Origin of the sequence: Wolbachia endosymbiont of Rhagoletis cingulata, assembly GCF_048537655.1 — a bacterium.
Lineage (GTDB): Bacteria > Pseudomonadota > Alphaproteobacteria > Rickettsiales > Anaplasmataceae > Wolbachia > Wolbachia pipientis.
In genome coordinates this window covers 1,148,710-1,174,031 of the sequence record NZ_CP175927.1, presented here as the reverse complement: position 1 = coordinate 1,174,031, position 25,322 = coordinate 1,148,710, and the positions used below count along the sequence as shown (strand labels likewise).

Below are 25,322 nucleotides of genomic sequence, written 5' to 3'. Positions count from 1 at the left end.
AAGCTACAATTTAAATGAAATTGCGTAATAAGGTTAACTAATGTACTCTGCAGTAATAGCAAAACCAAAGAGAAATGTTTTTGCTGTTTTAGACATAGGTACAACAAAGATTATTTGTCTAATCGTTAAGATAAATGGCAACTTCAGCTATAAAGTAACAGGAACGGGTTATAAGATTGCAGAAGGTGTAAACGGTGGATCAATAACTAATGTAAAACACGCAAATTACTCCATCTCATCAACTATAGGTTTAGCTGAACAAGTATCAGAAGAAACCATAGATCAGATATATGTGAACATTGCTGGATGTGGCATCTCATCTTTCAATGTACATAATGAAATTATTGCAGCTAACCATGAGATTTCTGAGCGTGATATAAGACGTGTAGTTTTTCAAACATTTGAGAAATATATTGAAGACAATGTTATCATTCACAATATACCACTAAAATATCACTTAGATGACATGACTGACATAAAAGAAGTTGGTGGATTGTACGGAAAAAGACTATCTGCTGATGTTAATGTTGTCACTGCTTCGCGTCCAGCGCTTACCAATATTGAAAACTGTATTACCAATAATGGTGGATTAAATATGGCAGGTTGTATTGCTTCTGCATATTCTGCAGGTCTTGCCTGTCTGAGTGGAGATGAAAAAGAGCTCGGGACTGCTATTGTTGATATAGGCGGTGGGTGCACTGCAATTGGAATTTTCAAAAGAGGGAAACTTGTGTATGCAAGCAGCGTTCCAATTGGTGGTGTTCATATCACTCGAGATATTGCTTACGGGCTATGCACAAGCATAGAACGTGCAGAGTATATAAAAATACTGTATGGCAGCACTATCGTAACTTCAATAGATGAGAATGAGTACATTACAATGCAAAACAACGAAAATGATGAACCTACTCAAGTATTCAAATCTGAGCTTATTAACATCATAAGACCAAGAGTTGAAGAAATACTTGAAATGGTAAGAGAGCAATTTCAAGAGCAGAAAGATCCAATTAATAAAGTAGTGATCACAGGTGGAACTAGTCAACTCACAAGCATGAAGGAAATTGCAGGCTATATATTCAATAAGCAAGTTCGAATTGGGTGCCCTGAGTCTTGTAGCGGTCTTGATGGCGAATATGATAAAAATCCTGTATTTTCTGCTGCTATAGGCTCTATAAAGCTAATAGTTGACACTTTTTATAAGAATAATTCTGGTATTTTAGGTCAGGATGGTAAAATGAGTAAATTGTATAATTGGGTTAAATCAAAAGTTACAGTCTAGATTTCTGTTTTACCACCTTTCATACAAATGACTTGACACTAGGATCCATAGGACTTATTTTTATAATATGTAAAATTATTATGTTTATGTACTTGCGAGTAAGCGTACCAATTACAATAAGACATGGAAAATATGAACATAACTATACACTCACAAGAAGATTTTGAATTTATGCGCAAGGCTGGCAGGCTTGCTGCTGAAACTCTTGATTTCATTGCACCGTACGTAAAGGTAGGGGTGACAACTAATGAATTAAATGATCTATGCCATGACTTTATAATTAATGCAGGTGCAATTCCAGCACCACTAAATTATAGGGGGTATCCAAAATCAATCTGCACCTCAAAAAATGCCGTTGTGTGCCATGGTGTTCCTGATGATACACCGCTTAAAGATGGGGATATTTTGAATATTGACGTTACGGTGATTTTAAATGGCTGGCATGGTGATACAAGTCGCATGTTTTGGGTTGGCAAGCCATCAATAAAAGCAAAACGTTTATGTGGCGCTACTTATAATGCGTTGATGGAAGCAATCAAACAAGTTAAGCCCGGCAATAAGTTAAATGAAATAGGGCTTGCTATAGAGAAATATATTAGAGATTTTGGATATTCTATCGTACGCAGCTACTGCGGACATGGTATAGGAAAAGTCTTTCATGCTCCACCAAATGTAGTGCATTTCTATGATCAAGATGAAGATCTTGTCTTAAAGGAAGGTATGTTTTTTACAATAGAGCCAATGATTAATGCTGGAAAACATGAGACTCTGCTCAGTAAACTCGATGACTGGACAGTAACAACACGCGATCTTTCACTTTCTGCTCAATTTGAGCATACACTTGGAGTAACAAAAGATGGTGCTGAAATATTCACATTATCACCTAAGAATTGGCATTTCCCACCTTATAATTAGATTTTTTTAAATTCTGCTATACTGCAACTATACTTGGTTTACTTTGGGTAATTTTGAAGAAAGCTCACCCTTAATTTGCGATATAGCAACTAGCCCAATTAATGCACAGAAAATCATGTAAAAACTAGCTGAAGTCTCTTGTCCTGTAACCTTGATAATTGTTGTGCATATAAATGGTGCAAGGCCGCCAAAAAATCCAGCAGCTATATTTCTTGATAAACCAAATCCACTGTACCGAACCTTTGTTGGAAATAATTCGCACATAAGTGCACTGACAGGACCAAGCGATGCAGCTATTGGAATTATAAAAAGAATGTGTGCCAGCAAGTAATTGCCACTACATAACATTGAAAAAACTGGATAACTCACTATTACAAAAGCTATAAATGCAAATTTCATAACTTTTTCTCTTCCTACCTTATCAGAAAGTATTGCAAACAATATTGTCAATCCTCCGAGCGCAATTTGACTCAGTATTTCCACTATATGATTAAAATGAGTATTTACTGTTAATATTTTATTCGTAAGCACATTGAAAAATACCAAATATATATAGAGAGACGCATTTTCAACCAAGTCAATACCTATTGATATTAGAACAGGCTTTTTGTAATTGTTTAATAACTCTTTTAGTGGCAATTTAGACGGATTTTTTTGTCTTTTATACTCTGGGCTTTCATCAAGTATATATCTCACATATATGCTAATTAATCCCATTGCTAAACTGAAAATGAAAGGTAATCTCCACCCCCAAGATTCAAAATCAGATACTTTTTTGCATATGAGTACCGCTATCAGGCTTAATACTGAACCAAAAGTTGCGCTTAATACTTCAATGCTGCCAAAAAATCCTTTTTTGTTTTTAGGAGCATGTTCTATTAAAAATGGTGCATTTCCTGCTTCTCCTCCAAGGGATATACCCTGCAATAGCCTTAAACAAACTACCAGAATTGATGCTAGTATTCCAATGCTTTGATAACCTGGAACAAAAGCAATTAATACGGTTGATAAAGTCATTAATATAATCGAGAGCAATAAGGCAACTCTTCTGCCATGTTTATCACCAATGTGACCAAATATAGCAGCACCGACTGGTCTCATTAAGAAACCCACTGCAAACACTCCAAAAGCCTTCAATACGCTGGTTAGTTGATCATCCGATGGAAAAAACACACCACCTATTATGTTTATTAAGTGGCCAAAAAGCATGTGGTCATACCACAATAAAGTGTTACAAATCAAACTTGAAAATATTACTTTTGTTATTTGCTGCATAATTTCCCTATAGCCTGTTTGATCTTATATATAAAAAAAAATGTGAACGTTATATGAATATTATATTAACAATATTAAACCTTGATTTTAATATTATTGCTCATATATTCCGATAAGATACCATATTTTGGCAAGAAAATCTATGTACATAAATAAAATTGATGTGAAGAGTAGAGTAGAGTAGGATATCTACACCAACTGTACTTAAATTTTTTGATATGACACACACTCCAGTTTTGTTAAAAGAGATGCTATCACTACTATCACCGCAGGATGGTGGCATATACGTGGACGCCACATTTGGAGCTGGAGGGTATAGCAAAGCAATATTGGAGTCAGCTGATTGCAAGGTATATGCAATTGATAGAGATGAAACGGTAACTAAGTTTTATGATGATTTAAGCGTTAGATATCCCGATAGAATAAAACTATTCATTGAGAAGTTTAGTAATATTAAAAGTATACTAAGCAGCGTTGAGCCATCTCCTGTCATCCCAGTACTTGATACTGGAAAAAATAACTGGTCACGCGCTGGAATGACATCAAACGGAGTGGATGGAGTGGTCTTTGACATCGGGGTTTCATCTATGCAGCTTGATAACGGAGATAGAGGGTTCTCATTTTTACATGATGGTCCACTCGATATGAGCATGGATAACTCTTCTTATATAAACGCTTCAACGTTTGTTAACGCTTTACGCGAAGAAGAAATCGCAAATACTATATATAACTACGGAGGCGAACGTCATTCTCGCAAAATTGCAAGAGCAATAATAAATGCACGGAAGAAGAAAACTATCAAAACTACATTTGAGCTTGCGGATATTGTACGTTCCGTGGTATTTCGTGGAAAAAGCAAAATTGATCCTGCAACCAGAACATTTCAGGCAATCAGAATATGGGTAAACGATGAGCTGGAAGAACTTGAAAAGGGTATTAAAGCTGCATCTGAGATTTTAAGTGAGAATGGCAAATTAATTGTCGTCACCTTTCATTCCTTAGAAGATCGTATAGTCAAAACTTTTTTTAAAGATTTATGTGCTACTGATTGCAAGACATTCTCTCTGCTAAATAAAAAAGTGATCGAAGCAAGTATAGAAGAAGTAAGTGCAAATCCGCGTTCACGCTCAGCAAAACTAAGAGCTATACAGAGGTTGTCGTGAGAACTTTCTGCATCATCTCAATAGTTATGTTTTTTCTTAGCATTGTAGGACTATTTAAGGTAAAATTACATGTTCAGTCGTTAAATAGAGAGCTAATAAAAATAAAAAGTGAAATTAATTTAGTACAAAGTGATATGAAAGTTTTACAAGCAGAATGGAGCTATTTGAATAATCCAAAAAGACTTGCAAGCCTTGTAAAGAAATACCTGAAAAATAACTCTTTAATACTGGCTAGCCAGGTTAAAAATCTTGACTCTCTAAATGGCCGCAGTGTGCTAGCACAACTTAAAATCCATGATCAACAGTGAGATTAAGTCTTATTTTTTACAGATGAGCACATCACAATAAAACTTACTTTGTATCCGTTCAGGATAGCGGCAAGGTAGTATAACCATAGAGTAAAAGTGAGTTTACAACAAATGGTGTCATCCCAGTGCTTGACACTGGGATCCAGCCTTTCCATAATCATCAAAAACATTGTATTTTAACGTAAAACAGCTATTTTTATGCTTACCAACTTAATAAAATTCCTGGATCCCAGTGTCTGGGCACTGGGATGACAAAGGAGAGCAGTGTCAGCTACTTGCATAACACCATTTGTTGTGCAACTTACTTTAGTATGAAATTGCTTGCGTAAGATTTTGGCAGCCTCTTAACATTTTTTGGCATTTCAATTATGTATTTAACGTTGCGTTTTTTTGCGTAGAATACTGCTTTTTCAAGAGAATCAAACTTTAATACAATCTGTTTTTTTGGATCTTTTGAGCCAACCCACCCCATCAAAGGTTCAATGTAGTAAGAGCCAGATTCAATTTTTAGGTGCCAGAAATTTGTATTACCTAAACCAGATTGTGTTGCAGTTCTTGTTGGTTTATAAATCCTAAAAACTACTTTATCGTCAATGCCCATAGTTCTTGTTAAATAAGCTTAAATATATATCTAAATAAATCCTTTCACAAACAATTAGTATGAAAGAATGAAGTTTGAAATAAATATTTTTATGTTATATTATTGTTAAATTATATTAAAAGGATTAGCTGAATAGGAGTAACCGATGACGCAACAGGAAATAGTAACAATTAATGCAGAGTTACGTGATATAACAAAAACAAAAGCGATGCATTCTCTAAGGAAGAAAGGAAACATCCCTGGAATCATATATGGAAAGGGCCATGATAATGTAAATTTGACATTGTCTGCAAAGGAATTCACAAAGCAATATAAGTCAGGCTCTCTTTCTGCACATTTGATAGAGCTGAATATTTCGGGCAAAAAGGAATATGCTCTTGTTCGCGATATCCAATTGCATGTAGTAAAGGATACTGTGCAACATGTTGATTTTCAGTTTGTTGATAAAGGCAGTGAAATTAAAATAGACATACCTCTATCATTTGTGAATGAAAGTAAAGCTCCAGGAATCAAATTAGGTGGAGTGCTTAATGTTTTGTGTCGTTCTATTGCTGTTAAATGCTCTCCTGATAAAATACCTCAGGTTATTGAAGTTGATTTATCCGGTAAAATGATTGGCCAATCTATACATATCAATGATGTAAAATTACCAGAAGGTGTTAAGTTTGTAGCTCATGAAGAAGAAAATTTTACCATTGTTACAATTTCTGCTGCCGATAGTGACGTTGAAGAACCTCAAGCAGAAACAGAGGAATAGTGCACCTGATAGTTGGGCTTGGTAACCCTGGTAGTCAATATGAGTTAACTCATCATAATATCGGCTTCATCGTAGTTGATACAATTTGCAAATATTGGAATTTCCATTCGTTCTCTAAAAAAGCCGATTATCTGATAACCTCTGGCATAATTAATGATAATAAAATTATGTTAATAAAGCCTTATTCATTTATGAATAATTCAGGCATCCCTGTTGCAAAAATACGAAACTTTTACAAATTATCGCTAGATAATATCGTTGTCATACACGATGACGCTAATTTGGAACTTGGAAGAATAAAAGTAAAGAAAGGTGGTAGTTCTGCTGGACATAATGGACTTAAATCCATAGATAGTTTTATTGGCAACGATTATTGGCGCTTGAGATTTGGAGTGGGTAGACCTGAAGATCAAAGAAGCTTAGCAGATTATGTGTTATCAAAATTTTCAAATTTTGATAATGTTACTCCCTTAGTGGAAAAAATAGCAAAAAATATACACTTAATGCTGCAAGGAGATAATACAGCTTTTATCAATTTGATTGTATAATATTACGAAACACAGGAAGTGTATGGTCCCAGAGTGTGATGGTGTGGATTTAGTATGAACAATTCAGGAGATTTTGTCCACTGTAAAGATATAAACTCAAAAGGTGTAAGACCCTTAAGAGTTTTGAGTCTTTTAGCATAATTGTAGGCCATAACAAAGTCATAAAGATGCTCTTTGAGTTGCTGGCGAGACTGATAGTAATACTTCTTAACAGTGGCATTCTTTAAAGTTTTGTTCATACGCTCAACTTGCCCATTTGTCCAAGGATGGCTAACTTTTGTTAGACGGTGTTCAATGTCATTTTCTTCACAAGCTCTATCAAATATATGTTGAAAAGCGTATTTATGGCGTTTTTGGTTGGTAAATTGTACACTGTTATCTGTCAAAATAGTGTGGATTTTATATGGTAAAATTTTAATCAAATTACGTAGAAACTCAGCAGCTATAAGTTTTGTAGCACTTTTATGCAACTCAACATACGTAAATTTGGATGTTCTATCTATTGCAACAAACAAATATAACTTTCCTTCTTCTGTTCTGACTTCTGCAATATCAATATGGAAATAGCCTATAGGATATTGTTTGAATTTCTTTTTTGGTTTAACTTCGCCATCAACATCTGGTAGTCTGCTAATGCTGTGCCTCTGTAAGCAACGATGTAGACTAGAGCGAGTCAAGTGTGGGATTGAGGTTTGCAAAGCGTAGAGACAATCATCTAATGGCAATAGAGTATGCTTACGAAATGCAACAATTACAGCCTCCTCTTCTAAAGTTAAAACAGTTGATCTTGCATGCTTCGGACCCATATCAGCGTCTTTGGCAAAAGACCGTTTTCTCCATTTAATGATAGTTTTTGGATTAAGGTTATAGTACCTGGAGAGTTTTGCTATGCTCTCTTTACTATTTTGTATTGCTCTACGAATTGTCTCTGTTGTTTTGGCGCACCCATGTAATATTTGTCCCATAATTCCTCCTTTGATGGTATTGTTTTCTCATATTTTATCATACCATCACACTCTGGGACCATACATCCCCCCCCTCCCCCCCTAATTCCTATATCAAACCTTTCTTTACTAGATTATATAGTCAATATAAAAAGCCATATAAAATTGCTTCCACTGCTGCCATGAGGAAATTGCTTATTCTTGCTAACTCTTTAGTCAGAGATGACAGGGTTTTTACTGAGGAATATAACTCTCTGTCTGTTTCTATCTAAGAGCCAGTATAGCTGTGGATAAGCACGTTTATACAGATAAAAGTACTTATCCACAGCTACATCAATTTTTCTATTGACTTTTAACACAACTGCTGAACAGATACATTCGTCATCCCGCTACGTGTTAGCGGCCAAGATACCGCGGCGGTATGCCGTGGGAAACCTGACTTGCATTAGCTATAAAATAGTGATTTATATAAATCCCATAGCATGCCGAATGAAGCGTTTTTTGAGGAAATTTGAATTTTCAACTGCAATCAAGCCAAGATTTCTTAGTGCTTTAGCGCAGAATATTCTGTTGGAAAACATCCTATTTAATCCATCAGTTGCAAGCGCCATTGTAAAATTATCAAAGTATCTGTTACGTGAAATTTTCTTTAATAAATAACTACTGCCAACATCAATACCAGATGCTTTTGCGGCAACTACGTGCTTTATAATACTTTCTACATCTCTAATTCCAAGATTAAGCCCTTGACCTGCAACTGGATGAATTGAATGTGCTGCATCGCCGATAAGCAAAACTCTACCCTTATATAACTTTTTTGCGAAAACAAAACTTAAAGGATAAAGTTTTCTTTCACCCTCTAATTTTATCTCTCCTAAATAAGAACCAAATCTTTTTTTAAGCTCTATAATAAATTCTTCTTCAGACAGATCCATTAGCATTTTTGAAATTTCAGATTTTTCTGTCCAAACTATCGAAGAAGTATAGCCACCCTTCATCGGTAGAATTGCAAATGGACCGCCAGGGAAAAAACGCTCCACAGCTAAGTTTTGGTGATGCAGTTCATGCTTTACATTAAATACTATGCTACTTTGTTTATAGTCAAATTTCACTGTCGGTATAGAAAATAACTCTGGTAATTTAGAGTTTTTGCCTTCAGCACAGATAAGTAGCGATGATATTAATTCCTGGTTATTATCAAGAATCACTTCCACATATCCTGAATCACAAGCAATTGTTTTATAGGAATGTGGAGAGTATATATTCAGTTTATTTAGAAAATTATTGTTGATTGCATTCCATATAGTAGCATTGTTGATAACATAACCCATTGGCTCTTCGCTAACCATTTTATGATTGTAATGCACAGTAACCGCATCTAATATGCATATATCAAGTATTGGCTCAGCTTCACTTTCCACAAACTGCCAAATCCCTAACTTTTCCAATATTTTTTTCGAGCCTTGAGAAATAGCAAATGCTCGATTATCATCTACTACACGTGGTAGACTATTTTTTTCAATCACAGCTACAGACACAGAGTCACAACTGAGGCCAATGGCAGTAATAAGACCAAGTAACCCACCACCTGAAATGATTACATCATAATTCATTTTATTTACGCTAATTGTAAAATTATATTTTATCTGTTTTGAAAATAGTTTAAACAAACTTTATAGACAAAGACCTATAGCTAACCCAAGAAAGGTTTCCCTACGTCATACCGCGATTCATTCCATAGCTGTACGAACATTGCAATGTGGCACATAGTAAACGATGTCATGAAAGTAGCTGACACTGGAATTCAGAAAAAAGGATGATGTTATTCCAGTGCCTCTATGATGTCATCCCAGTGCTTGACACTGGGATCCAGCTTTTTCATAATCATCAAAATGTTGTATTTTAACATAAAACAGCTACTTTTATGCTTACCAACTTAATAAAATTCCTGGATCCCAGTGTCTGGGCACTGCCCACTGGTGGCCCAAACTACAACGTTCGTACAGTTGTGCGCGGTATAGATTCCGCTAACTAGTAGCGGAATGACGGTTTTTCAAATTGTCGGTAAACCTAAGCCACTTTAGCTATATCATCTTGAGAACACCTAAAAGTAAACTTCTGTAATAAAATGTTAATTACTTCATGCTAAGATAGATCTTATTTTATTAAAGGTATTAGTTTATGACTACAGATTGCAAAGCAAAAATGTTAAATTGCATTAGTAAGTACAGAGAAGAACTTGGAGAAAACAAAGCAGCAATCAAACAAACTTTAACTAATGATAAAATCAATATAAGCGATCACTTTTACCAGGGTGATAAAATCTGCAACGAAGAAATATTTAATGTAGGAGGCGAGTGTCAAGATACAAAACATGGTAACTCAGAATATACGTATGATGACTGGAAGCAAAAAATTGAAAAATCTCATGCTAAAGATTTGCTAAAAATGCTACAAGATAAAGCAAAAGACAAAATATTAAAGAGTTTTGAAGATTATGAAAAGTATCATGAAAATGCTGTTGAAGCTATAAAAAGAGAATTAGACATAGATTCGAAATTAAAGGCAATATTCAGAGAAAAGCAACAACCAGAAACTGATGAAACTCGAGCATATTATGACATTATACGAGGTTTGTATGAAAATGGAGACATGGATTCTCAATTAAAGTGCAGAGATCTTGATTGTTTTGATAGAACAATAAAGGATAATCTATCCCAAAAACAATCGGAATTAACTAATATAAAGAATAACTTTTTAGATGATACACAAAACATCTTTAAATATATTCAAGTTGAAGATAATATTTGATAGACGAATATCTATTTTATAGTAAAGAGGACAGACGAATTCTTAAAGTCTCTTTGCGTAAAGCTGTGTTTTTTTTAGAATTTTACAGCTATGCAATGTTTTACTGTTTCCAAAGCAATATCTTTATAAATTTTTGCCAAATCCTCACTTAACATTAAAGGATTTCCGCAATCAGAAGCATGGCATATTTGTGGATCTAGAGGAACTCTGCCTAGAAGTTTGATGCCCAGCTCCTCAGACATTTTTTTTGCACCGTCTTTTCCAAATATGTATATTTTTGAGCCGCTTTGAATGAAATAACTCATATTTTCTACAATGCCAATAACCGGTACGCTGAGCTTTGTAAACATATCATAAATTTTGCGAGCATCGATTAAAGAGAGCTCCTGTGGAGTTGAAACTATTATCGCCCCAGTTAAGTTAAAATTTTCCATAAGACTTAAATGCACATCGCCAGTTCCAGGTGGTGTATCAACTATCAAATACTCTATATCGGACCATTTTGTTCCCATTAGCAGATTATAAAGTGCTTTTGTAATCATAGGTCCGCGCCATATTGCTGCACGATCTTTATCGATAAAATAGCCAATTGAAATAGTATGCAGTCCATACTTTTCTATAGGCATTGCTTTACTATCCTGTATTTCTGGCTTTAATTTTTCAGCGCCAAGCATTTTAGGAATTGAAGGACCATATATATCTGCATCAACCAGCGCAACTTTGTGTTTTAACTTTGCTAATGAGAGAGCAAGATTTAGCGCAACTGTGGACTTGCCCACACCGCCTTTACCAGAGGCCACAACGATTATATTTTTCACTCCTTCGATATGTAATTTAGCTTTTTGTTGCCCAGTTTGTTTTTGACAAGTAGCAACCACGGTCACTTTTGTCACCCCCGGTATAGCTTTAACAGCTTGCTCACAATTTCTTCTTAATTCTTCATTTGCTTGCGTGTTACCGGCAACTTCAAGCACAAAACCAACATCTTGACCTTTAATAATAATTGAGGATATTATGCCAAGAGCGATCACATCTTTACCGCTTTTTTGCTCTATGACTTTTTTTAAGTTCTCTCTTACAATTTTTTCGTTGATCATTAGCCTTTTAGGTGATTTCTTCCTGAAGTCGTTTAATCTCAGCTTGAGGAAGGCCGGTTGTCTGAGAGATAATATCAATAGAGATGTCAGCCTTAAGTAGGTTTTTTGCTACTTCAATCTTTCCTTCAATCTTTCCCTCATCAAGTTTTTTAGCGAGGATGCCTTCTTCTTTCCGCAGATCCATTATTCTTTCTTCATATGCTACTAAATCTTTTTCATTCCAGCTAAACCTGTCTAATTCATCGTAGGCTAACTTTATTATTGGTGCTTTTTCTGCTATTTTCCTTAAGTCTTCTTCCGTAGTTTCATCTGCATATTGTTGTCTAAGTGAAGAAGGTCGCCCCTCCTCACTCGACTTCAAAACCGTACGTGAGACTTTGCGCCTCATACGGCTTCTCTCCAATTTGGAGCTTTTCATGCACACATCCTGTGTAATTCATCGTGACAATGTCCATGTAACAAAGATAAGTTTTTGATCATGTTGTTTCGTCTATTCCGGTCTTTGTGATGTATTTCTATTGTATCATCACTTTTAAACCATAGTCTACAATTATCACATTTACTTTGTTGTAACTTCAATAGTTTTATTACTCTTAATGGCTTATCTGGTATTTTTCTCAGACGTTTACCCCAATAAACCCAATCACCATCATATGGAGATCTGGTTTTTTGCACTTTGATATGTCGTTTAATAACATGATCGCTGTGTATAATAAAATGTATCTTGTTACTTGTCATAAAACGCCAGTTATCGTTATTATACTTTTTAAAGTATTTTCTTTTTATCCAGCATTTCCCTTTGTTTGGGTGCCTAAAGACTGACCTTACCCAGAAAAAGTGGAGAGAAAGAAAAGAGTTTTTTTGGGTAAAATAAAATTTTGGAGGATTAGGTGTGCCGTAGAAGCGATCAGTTGAAGCTGCACAATAGATGAGGGTAGGTCCCTCGGAGCCGGTTTACAAGAGCAGGCTTCAAACAGCCATAAGCTGCTTTGGTAAAGAGCCATGGTAGTGAGCGTTATGGAAAAGGCGCAATTATGCGTCATGTGTAAAATGGAGAGGCGAATGCAAATGAACCACTGATGAAGTGTCGAAACTTCATAGAAGATGTCAAAACCAGGTGTTCTAGCCTAACCTGGGATAAATCTATCGGAAACTTGTTTACTGGATAGATGGCGTCCGGCATATAGGTGGCGCGGATCCATTTTGGGCTATTGTGTAGAACTGCGGGAACCTGTCATTTCGATGATAAGGGAGAAATCCAAGAAGCTAAACTTCAAGGATGAGAGTACCGATGCGAAGAACAGGGGCGGATCAGCTCGTAGTAGTGAAGAAATTTCTGTAATGGAAATGGAGCGAAGGGGCTGAGTTATTCAGTTTTAATTATTTATCAACCGAAAGGGAGGAGTTAATGAGTAAAACAAAGTCTTTTGATATACCGAAGCAAGTTATTTGGAGAGCTTATAAACAAGTATCGAAAAATAAGGGTGCTGCTGGTGTAGATGAGGTTACGATAACAAAGTTTGAAGAAAATCTAAAAGATAATCTGTACAAGCTATGGAATCGAATGTCATCTGGAAGTTATTTTCCAGAGCCTGTAGAAGCTGTAGCAATACCAAAAGGTACAGAAGGGGGACAAAGAATTTTATGTGTCCCTTCAGTATCGGACAGGATAGCGCAGACAGCAGCTACAATGTATCTAGAACCGTTAGTAGACCCGAAGTTTCATGAAGATTCATATGGTTATAGACCAAACAAATCTGCACTGGATGCGGTAGGAACTGCGAGGAAAAGATGCTGGTGGTACGATTGGACGATAGATCTTGATATAGCAGGATTTTTCGACAATTTGGACCACGAGTTGGCATTGCGAGCTATCAAAAGGCACACAGACTGCAAATGGGTCATACTGTATGTTGAAAGATGGATGAAAGCGCCAATTCAGCAAGCAGATGGAAGTAAGGTAGTTAGGGATAAAGGAGTTCCGCAAGGAGGTTCAATAAGCCCGCTGATCTCAAACATATTTATGCATCATGTATTTGATGAGTGGATGAGACGAAAGTGCCCAACAATACCATTTGAGAGGTATGTAGATGATGCGATAGTGCACTGCAAGAGTAGTAGACAGGCGGAATTTATGAGGGTAGCAATTGAAGAAAGACTGGCTGAGTATAAGCTAAAATTACATCCTGCAAAGACACAAATTGTGTACTGCAAGGATGACAATAGGAAAAATGAATTTCCTAAACAAAGTTTTGATTTTCTGGGTTACACATTTAGACCCAGGTTAGCAAGAAATAAAATAGGAAAGCATTTTGTTTCATTTCTTCCCGCAATTAGCAACAAGGCCAAGAAAAATATTACTACAACCATAAGGTCCTGGAAAATACTACGAAATACACACAAAACATTAGAGGAAATATCAAAGACAGTAAATCCAATAGTCAGAGGCTGGTATCAGTACTATGGCAGGTTTTACAGGAAAGAGATATATAAACCTCTGAGAAACATAGAGCAGCACCTAGAAAAGTGGGTCAGAAGAAAGTATAAGAAGCTTCGAAATCATGGAAGACTAGCGAGGCAACTTCTAGGAAAAATGAGGAAAGAAGGGACAAATACTTTTTACCACTGGACACTAGCTTTAGGTCAAAAGACTGAATAATGGGAGCTGTGTGAGTCGCGAGGGTGCGCCGTGGTACGCATTAAGAAATACTTAGCAGAGCTAAGCGGGGTTCAGAATAAATGGCCTCGAGGTGAACAACTAACTTTAACCCGAAAGGGAAGGAGGACAAGAGCATGTATGTAAAGCGAGAGTTATCTGAAGATGTGTAAGATAACGGCTTGCAACACCTGATCAATATGGTTAAAGCTAAACTGCTTGAATTCTAATCTTCAGGGGTGGGACTTCACATCCATGGGTATCGCATTTAAAACCCCATGTCTACGGTAAGCACAGATTAAACTTTCGTTTGTGTGACATTCTGGCTGTAGAACGATAAGTAGTGAACTTATTTAAGAGGATGAATGGAAAACCTAAGTTGATCTAGAACAGTTCTTAGTGACGGAACATGGGATGACCTAAGGAACGCGAGTTCTATGGTTACGGAGTCATCGTAGTAGTCGTGAAAGTAACGAATCACCGGGGAGCGTGGGAAAGCCACATACAGGGCAAAGGGTGACAGATAATTGAATGTTGAAATTGGGAGGTACGCAAGATGCGGAAAGCTGAAACAATACTTAACATTATACGTGAACGTGGACAAAGAAATTTGCCGGTTAAAAACGTATATCGCCTACTTTATCAGCGTGATCTTTACCTTCGAGCGTATGGCAAACTTTGTCGTAATAAAGGTGCTATGACAGAAGGTGTGACAACTGAAACAGTTGATGGTATGTCTTTGGAGAAAATCGATAAAATCATAGAGGATTTACGCTATGAGCGATATCGGTGGACACCAGTAAAACGTATCTATATTTTAAAGAAGAGTGGTAAACGCAGGCCGTTAGGATTGCCAACATGGTCAAATAAGTTACTTCAAGAAGTAATCCGATTAATATTGGAAGCCTACTATGAGCCTAAATTTAGTGAATGTTCACATGGATTTCGACCAAAGCGTGGATGCCACACTGCATTAAGAGCAGTAATGCAAAAAGGCAGAGGTACAAAATGGTTTATAGAGGGAGATCTCAGTGCATGTTATGACTCAATTGATCATACTATGTTGTTGAAAATACTGAGTGAAAGCTTCCAAGATAACCGTTTTATTCAGCTAATCAATCGACTGCTAAAAGCAGGATATATGGAAAATTGGAAGTACAATAAGAGTCATAGTGGGGTACCACAAGGTTCTATTATTGGTCCAATTTTGAGTAACATATTACTCGATCGGTTAGATAAACATGTGGAACATATACTAATACCAGCAAATAACCGAGGTAAGCGAAGAAAGACAAATCCAAAATATTTAAGGTTAACCATGCAAGTATCGATGATGAGAAAACAAGGGAACTGGGATCAAGCAAAACAACTGCGTCAATTAGTGCAGGGTATGCCATCTAAGGATTCTTGTGATCTAAATTATCGACGTCTTTGGTATGTTAGGTATGCTGATGATATTCTGGTAGGGTTTGCAGGACCAAAAAATGAAGCTGAACAAATTAAAAATGAGATTGCTAAATTCCTCAATGAGGAGCTCAAACTTATGCTTAATGAAGATAAAACGCTTATTACACACGCGTGTGATAGCAAAGCCAATTTTTTAGGTTATAAAATACACGTCTTGCATGCAGATGATAAACATGATCATCGGACACAACGATGTATTAACGGTAGTATTGGGTTACGTGTACCACATCATATAAAGCAGAAAAAGTGTTCTGAATATATGCGTTGTGGAAAGCCTATACATTTACCTCAACGTACACTTGATACAGCTTACAGTATTGTTGCTCAGTATCAAACTGAATATCGAGGAATTGTACAATATTACAAAATGGCCTACAACCTTCACACACTAAGTTATTTGAAGTATGTGATGGAAGTATCATTAGTAAAGACTTTAGCATCTAAATACAAAACAACTTGCAGGAAAATTTATAGAAAATTTGGTGCAATGATTGAAAACGACGAAGGTGAAAAACGAAAAGTCATCCAAGTCAGAGTAGATCGTTTACCATCAAAGATACCATTAATTACACACTTTGGTGCTGTGTCACTAAAATGGAATAAATGGGTAAGTATAAGTGATAACCTTATACCAATATGGAATAAGCGTAGTGAAATAGAGCAAAGACTATTGGCACAAACTTGTGAATTATGTAAATCACAAGAGCAGATTGAAGTACATCACGTACGTAAACTTGCTGATTTGCTAGGTAAACGTAATACTGAGCTACCGAAATGGAAAAAGAGAATGATTGAACGACAGAGGAAGACTCTTGTTGTTTGTCATGAATGCCATAAGAAAATCCAATATGGAAAATATGATGGTGACTCCTTAAAACGTTAGATTATTGGAGAGCCACGTGATACGGAAACGATCATGCGTGGTTCGGAGAGGGGTTGTTGGAAAAGTACTTAACAAGTAACTCGCTGGCTGCCCACTCTACTTCATGCACAGTTCTGCGAGAGACTGGTGGGGAAGTTCCGCCGGTCTACTCTCCAAATGGTAAGAGAATATACGGCAGAATTCAAATTGGAAGCTGTTAAACTGGCAAATGAACAAAGAAAGGCAGGTCAAACAATTACAAAAATAGCAAGAGATTTAGGAATAAAGGGTGGTTTATTAGGAAAATGGATAAAGAAACACAACGAAAAAAAGTCGGCGGCAAATGCATTTCCAGATGTAGCACCTTATGACAAAGAGAGGTTTGATTTACAAAGCAAGAGTAACAAGGGAAAGAGACATTTAAAAAAAAGCCCTGGCCAGTCAAAAAGAGTAAAATATTTTTTTATATAGTAACTGCTATAAAGTACAGGAATTATGTAGGATTTTCTGCTAGTGGCTACTATAAGTGGACCACAAGAAAAATAAGCAGTAGAGAATCAGCAAATAAAGAGCTACTCGCAGCTATTCAAAAAATATATCAAGTTTCTAAATGTAGATATGGAGCTCCTAAAATTCATGCTGAATTGAAGGCTTTGGGTAAAAGTTGCAATTTGAAAACGGTGCAAAGTATTATGCAGAAAAATGACATCAGGGCTATACTGAGAAGAAAGTTTAAAATTAAAAAACAACAAACAGATAATAGAGCTGTAGCTCCCAATATACTAGATCAAAACTTTATTGTTGATCAACCAAATAAAGTATGGGATTACTTACATCAAAACCAAGGAGGGATGGCTATATTTGGCAGCAATAATTCTCACGTATGGTAGTTAATGAGTAGTGCAATAAATAAACAATTGGTTATGAACTCTTTATTAATGGCCATTAATAGGCGTAAACCTGTTAAAAATCTACTGCTGCACAGTGACCAAGGTTCACAATATACTGCGCAAGGGTATCAATATCTCTTAGCTGTAAAGAATATAGATGAGTAATAAAGGCTGTTGTTACGACAATTCTGTTGCAGAAAGCTTCTTTAGCTCATTGAAAAGAGAAATACTTATTGATACTTCACAACACTCTGCTCAACAAACTAGAACTGCAATATTTGAATACATAGAAATTTTTTATAACAAACAACGTCACTATTAACTATTGCATTCCAGAACAATTTGATGCATCATTCTTTTTGTAAAAAACATTCCACACTTTCTCTCCACTTTTTCTGGGTAAGGTCACTGACTCAATACCCAGTCAATATCCTTTCCACCAGTTCTTTTACTGCCGGTACGTAGCCATTCTCATAAAATGGATCTTGCTTAAATTTGTACACATTGTGCCCGGAAAACATGAGTTCGTTCTCAATATCACCATCGTGTATAACGTTTTGCAGTGTTTTTTGTATGCAAAAACTACGCGGATCTGGCTTTCGTCCTGTTGAATGGTCACCATGATCTTTCCAATTGCTAAACAAACAATGGCTCAAACATCCCATACAATTGATTTGATCTTCTCTTATTTGTTTAAATTTATCTGGCGTCACAAAAATAACAATTGAATCTGGGGTTTTCATTGCTTCTGTGTACCCTGCTTTAGTCCATGTATTTGCCAGTTCTTTGTCTTTTGCAGTAAGGTAGATCTTCCTACCTCTGCTACCCATTGCAAATTCACTATTGGATTCTTCGCTGGCATTTTCTGAAAAATTTACTTGATGTAATTTTCGTTCCTGTAACTCACGTATAAAATTATTCCTCACCGCAGATGAGTAAAACCCTGTTGGACTGAATTTATTTAAAAATACATCACCTTCTTCTAAAGTGAGTAGCTTCTTTTTCCACTCTGCAGAAATTGGGCTTTCTTTCGTCAAAAGTGGACGAGTGCCAAACTGAAAAGCTATTGGTCCAATTTGCAGATTGTCAAACCAATGTTCCCAATCTTTCAAATGCCACACTCCTCCTGCCATAACAATTGGTGTTTCTGAAAGACCGATCTCGTTCATGAAAGATCTAAGCTCTGCAACTCTTTCAAATGGAGCCTGTGGTAGCTCTGGGTCTTCACTGTTACTCAGTCCATTGTGCCCTCCAGCAAGCCATGGATCTTCATACACTACTCCACCAAGCAAATAGGAAGATATTCTTTGGTAAGCACGCTTCCATAATGCTTTAAAAGCACGCACCGATGAGATAATAGGGTAATAATAAACCTGATATTTAGCTGCAATTTCTCCAAGCCTATAAGGCATACCAGCACCGCAGGTAATACCATGAATCAAACCTTTCGCTCCTTCTAATATGCCATGAAGTACGCGTTCTGCTGCTCCCATCTCCCAAAGTACATTCATGTGTATTCTTCCATGACCTTTTGATATTTCATTTGCTATTCTTGCCTGACTAATTCCAGCTTCAATACTATACTCAATCAATTCACTATGCTTTTCATTTCTTGTTTTGCCTTTATAAATTAGTGGCACTAACTCGCCATTATCATCAATAAGCTTAGCATTTGCACCAGAAAATGTACCCACAGCATCTGCTGCAGCAAATGCTCCGCTTGATCTCCCATCACTAACTGCAATGCCTTTACCACCTTCGATGATTGGCCACACTTCCTTTCCTGAAATTACTATCTTTTTTATCTTATTTTTCAAAACTTCCTCGCAATCTTTCACTCTATTTTACTTAATTACTAAAAAAATGATAGCTGTTTATTTTTTCTTGTATCATTAAAGCTTCTGTAGCTACTCATGCTGTTGTAGTTTGAGAGCAGTTCCCATCGGAAGGGTGTCATTCCAGTGCTTGACACTGGAATCCAGTTTTTGATCAAAAATGTTGCTATAGTGCACAATCAATTTTCCTGGATCCAAGTAGTCTGGGCTACTTGGATGACACCATAGGGGGCTACTTGGATGACAGGGGAGGGAGGCTGCTGGGATCCTGACAACCGTCATCCCGCTGCTTGTTAGCGGGATCTAGAGATACCGCGGCGGTATGACGTAGAGCTACGTGTTTAGGTTTAATGAATCCACTATATCTTTTACTTGAGAAAAAACATACTCTTTGCTTACACTGGTATCGATAATAAAGTCACTCATCTTCCTTTTCTCCTCAATAGATAACTGAACATCGGAGATTAGATTAAGCTTTTCTTTATCTATGTTGCGTTCGTTAAGTCTTTGAGCTTGCACAACGCTATCTGCATGAACAAAAACAATAAGGTCGCAATATAAATAAAATTTTGTTTCTAATAGAAGTGGCACATCTAAAACTAAAAGTTTTCTATCGATCTTTTTTTCCTTGGCAATAAAAAATTCTAATTCACGCAGCACAGCAGAGTGAACCAAAGATTGAAATTGTTTCCAATTTTCATCGTAGGCTAAGAAATATTTAGACAGTACTGTTCTATCTATTTCACCATTTACTACCACTCCAGGAAAATTTTTCTCTGCATAACTTATTATGCTTTTATCCACTTTATAAAGTTGGTGTACAACAGAATCAGCATCAAATACAACAGCACCAAACTCTTGAAAGCAATTAGCTACAAAGCTCTTTCCTACCCCAATTCCGCCTGTTAGACTTATAATCATATAACAAAATACATTCGACTTCTTTTGAAACTATAGCTAAGGTTTCTCTATATATATTAACTAGATTTTCTAGATCTCAGTGTCAAGCACATAACTATACGAACATTGCAATTTGTAGGTGGTGTTATTCCAGTCTGGAATCTAGCTTTTATGTTGTATAGTGCACAATCAATTTTCCTGGATCCAAGTAGTCAGGGCTACTTGGATAACACCCTACTTAACCGTCATACCGCCGCGGTATCTCTTAGCCACTAACACGTAGCGGGATGACGATTGTCGATAAATCTAAGTTACTTTAGCAACAGTTATTCTCCACTAAATTACTCTGAATTTTGGTTATATTATTTGCGGATTTCACTGCTGAAATCTCAAGTTTTGAGCTTGTGTTCAAAAATGATTCAACTGACCTGCCAAAAAAATCATATCTCCATCCCTTGAATAATTTATCTGTCTGTCCAGATATTGACCCGGTTAACTCATCTTTTGAAGAAACTAATTTCCTTGATATGTTACTTTCTTTACATTTACTATCTAAAATAATTGAGAGTATATCAAGTACAGATTTGTCATAATTACTCGATAAGGTGTTGTTTTGCTGCATCCAATTTCTCTCATTTTCATTAAAAATATTCACAAACTCTAGTAAATCCGCATCTTTTATATTTTTTGTATTCCTCTTGAGATCATCTAAAATCTCATCAACATGCTCTACATTTTTTTCAATAAAATCAGCTATTACAGCATTATTGATTATTTTATTACGGTTCATATTATAGCGCTGTGCTAAGGTTTCTTGCCACTCACTAACTGCTTTAACAGTTAGTATCAATCTTGGATTTACTTCATAATTAAATTTAATCCTCTTCCATGCATCTTTTGGGCTATGTAAATACTTATTTATATCAACTATTGATTCCATCTCTTCTTGAAACCAACCCATCCTATTATTTTCTTCAAGTTTATTGCACAATATTTGGTATAGGTCATATAGGTGTACCACGTCGTTTACTGCATAATCTAACTGATCTTCGGACAACGGACGCCTTAACCAATCTGAATTTTTAGCTTTAATTTTATCCAGTGCTATTCCTTGATATTGCTCCACTACTTTTGAGTAACCAATAAAGTCATGATAATAATGACAAAACATAGCAGCAACTTGGGTATCAAAAATGGGAGTGGGAATACATTTAAACACAGTGAGTAAGGATTCTATATCCTGCCGGCAGCTATGAAACACTTTGGTTATCCCCTGATTTAGCATTATTTTCTTAATGAATGATAAATCAATTTCTGGCACTAATGCGTCTACAATAAAACTCTTCTCTCCGTAAGAAATTTGAATTAACGATAATTTTGGGTAGTAGATTAAATTATTTCTAATGAACTCCGTGTCAACTGCTATAAATTTCGGCTTTTTTGCTATTAACTCTTCACATGTATTCTCCAGTTCTGATGTTGTACTAATTAGCATATATTTTTTATTCAGTGGATTTATTTTATAATTTATATTAAATTTTTGCAATTAATGACTTCTTGCAGAACTTTCTATCACTCATTGGCATCACACAAATAGCCTTTTCCATCCCAATCCCAGTGCTTCCTTCTCCTGTCATCCCAGTGCCCTGACTACTTGGATCTAGCAAGCTTTGCTTGCAAATAAGTCTAATACGCGTCGCGTTTTATGCCAAAACACAATTGGAGTTACATGCAAAATAGATCCCAGACTGGGATGACAAAAAAAGGAGCACTGGGATGACAGCAGTCCTACGTCATACCGCCGCGGTATCTCTAGATCCCGCTAACAAGTAGCGGGATGACGATTGTCGTTTAGCTATAAATATTAAGAAATTTACCAAATAAAAAAAAAGGCAAAAGAAGCCCTGGGGTTATTATCCGCTTTAAAATATTGGCGTTTTTTATGTTTTAAACGCTTGACAAGCAAGATTAAGCTGCTTTTAATTGCAACTAACTTACGCTGCAAATGTTTAAGAAATTTACTAAGCAGAAAAAAAGACAAAGAATCCCCGAGTTAGCTAGTCTTTTACTATCTCTGTCGAGTATTGGCATTTTTTGATGTCTTGTAACGCTTTATAAGCACGTTCAGCTTATTTAGATAAAAATCTAGATGTAGATGAAGTTTTGTAAAGACATACAGTATCTATATACTGCAAAAAATTGAACATAAGACGCCGATACATTAAGTAATCCTTACCTTTTAATCTGCAGATTGGCGAAAGCAAATACAATAGCTTCACTATCATGATAAGGGAGCTGGCGAAGGGTGTCAAGTAAGTTTTTCGTTTCTATAGCTACTACCACGATTGTATAGGTAATTCTTCACTTATAATAATGATTCAAGCCTTCAGCTCCTCAAACACTTCACTTGCTCTATTTAAAACAGAATCAGGAAAACCAGCAAGTTTTGCTACATGTATTCCATATGACTCATCTGCAATGCCTTCAATTACTTCATGTAGAAAAATAACCTCTCCGTTCCACTCTCTTATTTTTACACAAAAACATTTCACGTTCTTCAAGTATTTGCTTACTTTAGTTAATTCATGATAATGAGTTGCAAAAATGGCGCGGCACTTATTTACATTGTGAATATGTTCAATCACCGCCTGTGCAATAGATAATCCATCATACACCCCTGTGCCCCTACCAATTTCATCAAGTATCACCAAGGAACGGTCCGTTGCCTGATTTACTATCGTTGCTGTTTCAATCATCTCTACCATGAAGGTAGAATAACCAGCTGTTATATTATCCGTTGCGCCAACCCTGCTGAATATCTTGTCAATCACTCCAATATGTGCACTCTCTGCTGGCACAAATGACCCCATGTGAGCTAAAATTGCAATGAGAGCGTTTTGCCTCAAGAAAGTGCTTTTTCCAGCCATATTAGGACCAGTAATTAGATGTATACCAGCTAAATTGATGCTATTTGCAATGAATTTATCGTTAACTTCAACCACTGGATGTCTTCCGCTACAGATATTGAACTCTTTGCTGTCATCAATAATGGGTTTTACGTAATTATTTTGCACTGCAAGCTCTGCAAATGCGGTTCTAATATCAAGTTTTGCCAAAGCATTTGCAGCAAGAGCAATTTTTTCAGATTCTTTAGCGACTTCACTACACAGTTCACTAAAAATTTTCATTTCTAAGCCGATTGCAGCATCACGTGCCGTAAGAATTTTATTTTCTAGTTCTTTCAATTCATTAGTAGTGTAGCGCATGCTATTTGCTAAGCTTTGCCTATGAATAAATATATCCGAAGTTATTTTGTGATTTGCCGACACTTCAACGTAATAACCAAGTATGTTGTTGTGTAATATTTTGAGTGCGGCAATGCCAGTAAGATCGCGATAAGATTCACGGAGCTTAGTTACCAACTTGTTACTGTTGTTCAATATATAAGATAACTCAGATAATTCTGAGTTGTATTTTGAGTGAATAAATCCTCCTTCTTTCACGGAACTGAGGTTATTATCGAGTATAGCACTATTTAACAGTTCAAATAGGTCTTTATGATTGCCAAGGCTTTTATGTATTGTGCTTAGTTCACTCTCGTCTGATTTTACTGTTATTCCAGCGCGTGACGCTGGCTGGATCTCAGTTTGGATGACATATTGTTGTGGGAGAGATCCATTTTCACCTGATTCAATTTTACATAAGAACTCAGACAATTCTAAAGTCTTTCCTAGGCCTATTTTCAATAGGTTCATATCCTTTGGTGAACCACGCCCTAGTATTAAGCGCGATAAAGACCTTTCAATATCCGGAATGTTAGATAATATCTCTCGTATTTTTCTGCGTGAATCATGATTATTTACAAAAAATTGAGCGGTGCTGAGCCTCAAATTGATTGCCTTGGAGCAAGCAAGGGGTGAAGCGAGCATTTGTTTGAGCAGGCGTCCACCAGAAGCTGTAACTGTATGATCAATAACTGAAATTAGTGAACCTTTCTTTTCACCAAATTGAGTTGAAAACAACTCAAGATTTCTCCTTGCTGAAGCATCAATAAGCATGAAATTTTGTTGCTTATAGGTTTTTGGGAATTCAAGCCTTGGAATAGAGCCCCTTTGTGTTACTCTGACATATTCAAGCAGTGCACCACACGCCATGATTTCTACTTTGCTGAAATTTCCTATACTCCCAAGTTCCCTGATTTTATAAAACTCGCATAATGTTCTGTGAGATTTACTATACTCAAAAAAGCTCTGTGCGTGTTGCGTAATTGATATTTTATAATTTTTTAAAATCGATCTAATTTTTTCATCCTCAGTGAATTTTTCAGAAATTAATAATTCTCTTGGTGATATACGCAATAAATCACTATCTAGAGCTTTCAAACTCGTTAAAGTGTGAAAAAATTTTCCCGTCGATAATTCAAGCCAACTAATAGCATATTCGTCATTTTGTTCAACTATGGATGCGAGATAATTATTGCTTTTATCCTCCAGTAGTGAATCTTCTATAATTGTACCTGGAGTTACAACTCGCACTACATCACGTTTTACTATGGATTTATAGCCCCTCTTTTTTGCTTCATCAGCAGTTTCTAATTGATCACAGATTGCTACTTTGAATCCTAAATCTATTAGCTTGTGCAGGTAAGATTCACTACTGTGTGCTGGCACTCCACACATTGGTATTTCTTGCCCACACGAATTACCTCTCTTAGTGAGCACTATATTCAGCAATTTCGCAGCTTTAATAGCATCATCGAAAAACAATTCATAAAAATCTCCTAGCCTATAAAATAGCAGATGATCTTTGTATTGAGCTTTCAGGTTCAAATACTGCTCCATCACAGGGGTGTTTTTTTCTTTTACGAAGCTCATAATATTTTTTAATATATTGTATTGATAAACGTTATTATAGATTATATTGCACATGTGAATAACATAAATTTTAAATAGGTGTATAGAGGGGAAAATTTAAAACAATTAAATTTCTTGGATCCAAGTAGTCAGGACACTTG

The 25,322-nt window shown here is 36.1% G+C and carries 21 protein-coding genes and 2 pseudogenes; 11 read left to right on the top strand and 12 right to left on the bottom strand.

The annotated features are described in order from the left end of the window. Positions 1-40: 40 nt before the first annotated feature. Both ftsA and map read left to right on the top strand, forming a co-directional pair. Complete coding sequence (gene ftsA / locus ACJZL3_RS05300) at positions 41-1,279, top strand: cell division protein FtsA (protein WP_010962406.1); 1,239 nt, start codon at positions 41-43, stop codon at positions 1,277-1,279. 132 nt (positions 1,280-1,411) lie between these two features. Next, complete coding sequence (gene map / locus ACJZL3_RS05295; RefSeq protein ID WP_419198705.1) at positions 1,412-2,194, top strand: type I methionyl aminopeptidase; 783 nt, start codon at positions 1,412-1,414, stop codon at positions 2,192-2,194. 27 nt (positions 2,195-2,221) lie between these two features. Here map and ACJZL3_RS05290 read toward each other — a convergent pair whose 3' ends face one another. Next, the gene (locus ACJZL3_RS05290) at positions 2,222-3,469 is read right to left on the bottom strand and encodes an MFS transporter (protein WP_419198704.1); all 1,248 of its coding nucleotides are present in this window, start codon (positions 3,467-3,469) and stop codon (positions 2,222-2,224) included. Between the two features lie 218 nt (positions 3,470-3,687). On the opposite strand from ACJZL3_RS05290, the gene rsmH reads away from it, so the two are divergent. Both rsmH and ftsL read left to right on the top strand, forming a co-directional pair. Further along, positions 3,688-4,632: a 16S rRNA (cytosine(1402)-N(4))-methyltransferase RsmH gene (rsmH, locus tag ACJZL3_RS05285; protein WP_010962409.1), complete on the top strand. Its 945-nt coding sequence runs from the start codon at positions 3,688-3,690 to the stop codon at positions 4,630-4,632. Beyond that, positions 4,629-4,940, top strand: a complete 312-nt coding sequence (gene ftsL, locus ACJZL3_RS05280; protein ID WP_010962410.1) for a cell division protein FtsL — start codon at positions 4,629-4,631, stop codon at positions 4,938-4,940. Before rsmH ends, ftsL begins: the two co-directional genes overlap by 4 nt. A gap of 301 nt (positions 4,941-5,241) precedes the next feature. Here the strand turns inward: ftsL and ACJZL3_RS05275 are convergent, their stop codons facing one another. Further along, entirely contained in the window at positions 5,242-5,541 is a 300-nt protein-coding gene (locus tag ACJZL3_RS05275; RefSeq protein WP_010962411.1) for an NADH dehydrogenase ubiquinone Fe-S protein 4, read from the bottom strand. 145 nt (positions 5,542-5,686) lie between these two features. Between ACJZL3_RS05275 and ACJZL3_RS05270 the strand changes: the two genes are divergently transcribed. Beyond that, complete coding sequence (locus ACJZL3_RS05270; RefSeq protein ID WP_010962412.1) at positions 5,687-6,298, top strand: 50S ribosomal protein L25/general stress protein Ctc; 612 nt, start codon at positions 5,687-5,689, stop codon at positions 6,296-6,298. Beyond that, entirely contained in the window at positions 6,298-6,846 is a 549-nt protein-coding gene (gene pth / locus ACJZL3_RS05265) for an aminoacyl-tRNA hydrolase (protein WP_419198703.1), read from the top strand. Before ACJZL3_RS05270 ends, pth begins: the two co-directional genes overlap by 1 nt. A gap of 2 nt (positions 6,847-6,848) precedes the next feature. Here the strand turns inward: pth and ACJZL3_RS05260 are convergent, their stop codons facing one another. Further along, a complete protein-coding gene (locus tag ACJZL3_RS05260; protein ID WP_419198702.1) occupies positions 6,849-7,811 on the bottom strand; it encodes an IS481-like element ISWpi4 family transposase in 963 nt (320 codons plus the stop codon). 443 nt (positions 7,812-8,254) lie between these two features. Further along, positions 8,255-9,403 (bottom strand): 2-octaprenyl-6-methoxyphenyl hydroxylase, encoded by a 1,149-nt coding sequence (gene ubiH / locus ACJZL3_RS05255; protein WP_010082229.1) that lies wholly within the window; start codon positions 9,401-9,403, stop codon positions 8,255-8,257. A 568-nt stretch (positions 9,404-9,971) separates the two neighbouring features. Here ubiH and ACJZL3_RS05250 point away from each other — a divergent pair. After that, positions 9,972-10,601, top strand: a complete 630-nt coding sequence (locus ACJZL3_RS05250; RefSeq protein ID WP_010082230.1) for a hypothetical protein — start codon at positions 9,972-9,974, stop codon at positions 10,599-10,601. 74 nt (positions 10,602-10,675) lie between these two features. Here ACJZL3_RS05250 and ACJZL3_RS05245 read toward each other — a convergent pair whose 3' ends face one another. From ACJZL3_RS05245 to ACJZL3_RS05235, 3 genes and pseudogenes are all read right to left on the bottom strand, one after another. Next, the gene (locus tag ACJZL3_RS05245) at positions 10,676-11,698 is read right to left on the bottom strand and encodes an Mrp/NBP35 family ATP-binding protein (RefSeq protein ID WP_010082231.1); all 1,023 of its coding nucleotides are present in this window, start codon (positions 11,696-11,698) and stop codon (positions 10,676-10,678) included. 7 nt (positions 11,699-11,705) lie between these two features. After that, positions 11,706-12,017 (bottom strand): annotated as a pseudogene (locus ACJZL3_RS05240) (hypothetical protein); the annotation flags it as partial. A gap of 95 nt (positions 12,018-12,112) precedes the next feature. Beyond that, entirely contained in the window at positions 12,113-12,436 is a 324-nt protein-coding gene (locus ACJZL3_RS05235) for an HNH endonuclease signature motif containing protein (RefSeq protein WP_419198701.1), read from the bottom strand. A 504-nt stretch (positions 12,437-12,940) separates the two neighbouring features. On the opposite strand from ACJZL3_RS05235, the gene ACJZL3_RS05230 reads away from it, so the two are divergent. The 4 genes and pseudogenes from ACJZL3_RS05230 (at position 12,941) to ACJZL3_RS05215 (ending at position 17,938) form a co-directional block, all read left to right on the top strand. After that, the gene (locus ACJZL3_RS05230; protein WP_419198591.1) at positions 12,941-13,063 is read left to right on the top strand and encodes a hypothetical protein; all 123 of its coding nucleotides are present in this window, start codon (positions 12,941-12,943) and stop codon (positions 13,061-13,063) included. 43 nt (positions 13,064-13,106) lie between these two features. Next, positions 13,107-14,357 carry a group II intron reverse transcriptase/maturase gene (ltrA, locus tag ACJZL3_RS05225; RefSeq protein WP_419198671.1) on the top strand — a complete coding sequence of 417 codons (1,251 nt, stop codon included), beginning with the start codon at positions 13,107-13,109 and terminating at the stop codon, positions 14,355-14,357. Between the two features lie 553 nt (positions 14,358-14,910). Further along, positions 14,911-16,704, top strand: a complete 1,794-nt coding sequence (locus ACJZL3_RS05220) for a reverse transcriptase/maturase family protein (RefSeq protein WP_253309139.1) — start codon at positions 14,911-14,913, stop codon at positions 16,702-16,704. A 156-nt stretch (positions 16,705-16,860) separates the two neighbouring features. Continuing rightward, positions 16,861-17,938: pseudogene (locus ACJZL3_RS05215) on the top strand (IS3 family transposase). A gap of 48 nt (positions 17,939-17,986) precedes the next feature. On the opposite strand, the gene ACJZL3_RS05210 reads toward ACJZL3_RS05215, so the two are convergent. From ACJZL3_RS05210 to mutS, 5 genes are all read right to left on the bottom strand, one after another. Next, positions 17,987-19,390, bottom strand: coding sequence for an NAD(P)H-dependent flavin oxidoreductase (locus ACJZL3_RS05210; protein ID WP_419198593.1), 1,404 nt, complete (start codon positions 19,388-19,390; stop codon positions 17,987-17,989). 351 nt (positions 19,391-19,741) lie between these two features. Then, the gene (coaE, locus tag ACJZL3_RS05205) at positions 19,742-20,329 is read right to left on the bottom strand and encodes a dephospho-CoA kinase (protein WP_006280338.1); all 588 of its coding nucleotides are present in this window, start codon (positions 20,327-20,329) and stop codon (positions 19,742-19,744) included. 295 nt (positions 20,330-20,624) lie between these two features. Beyond that, positions 20,625-21,803, bottom strand: a complete 1,179-nt coding sequence (locus ACJZL3_RS05200) for a ribonuclease D (protein ID WP_419198594.1) — start codon at positions 21,801-21,803, stop codon at positions 20,625-20,627. 37 nt (positions 21,804-21,840) lie between these two features. Then, positions 21,841-21,975, bottom strand: coding sequence for a hypothetical protein (locus ACJZL3_RS05195; protein ID WP_010962423.1), 135 nt, complete (start codon positions 21,973-21,975; stop codon positions 21,841-21,843). 711 nt (positions 21,976-22,686) lie between these two features. Beyond that, positions 22,687-25,182, bottom strand: coding sequence for a DNA mismatch repair protein MutS (gene mutS / locus ACJZL3_RS05190; RefSeq protein WP_095742633.1), 2,496 nt, complete (start codon positions 25,180-25,182; stop codon positions 22,687-22,689). Between the last annotated feature and the right edge of the window lie 140 nt (positions 25,183-25,322).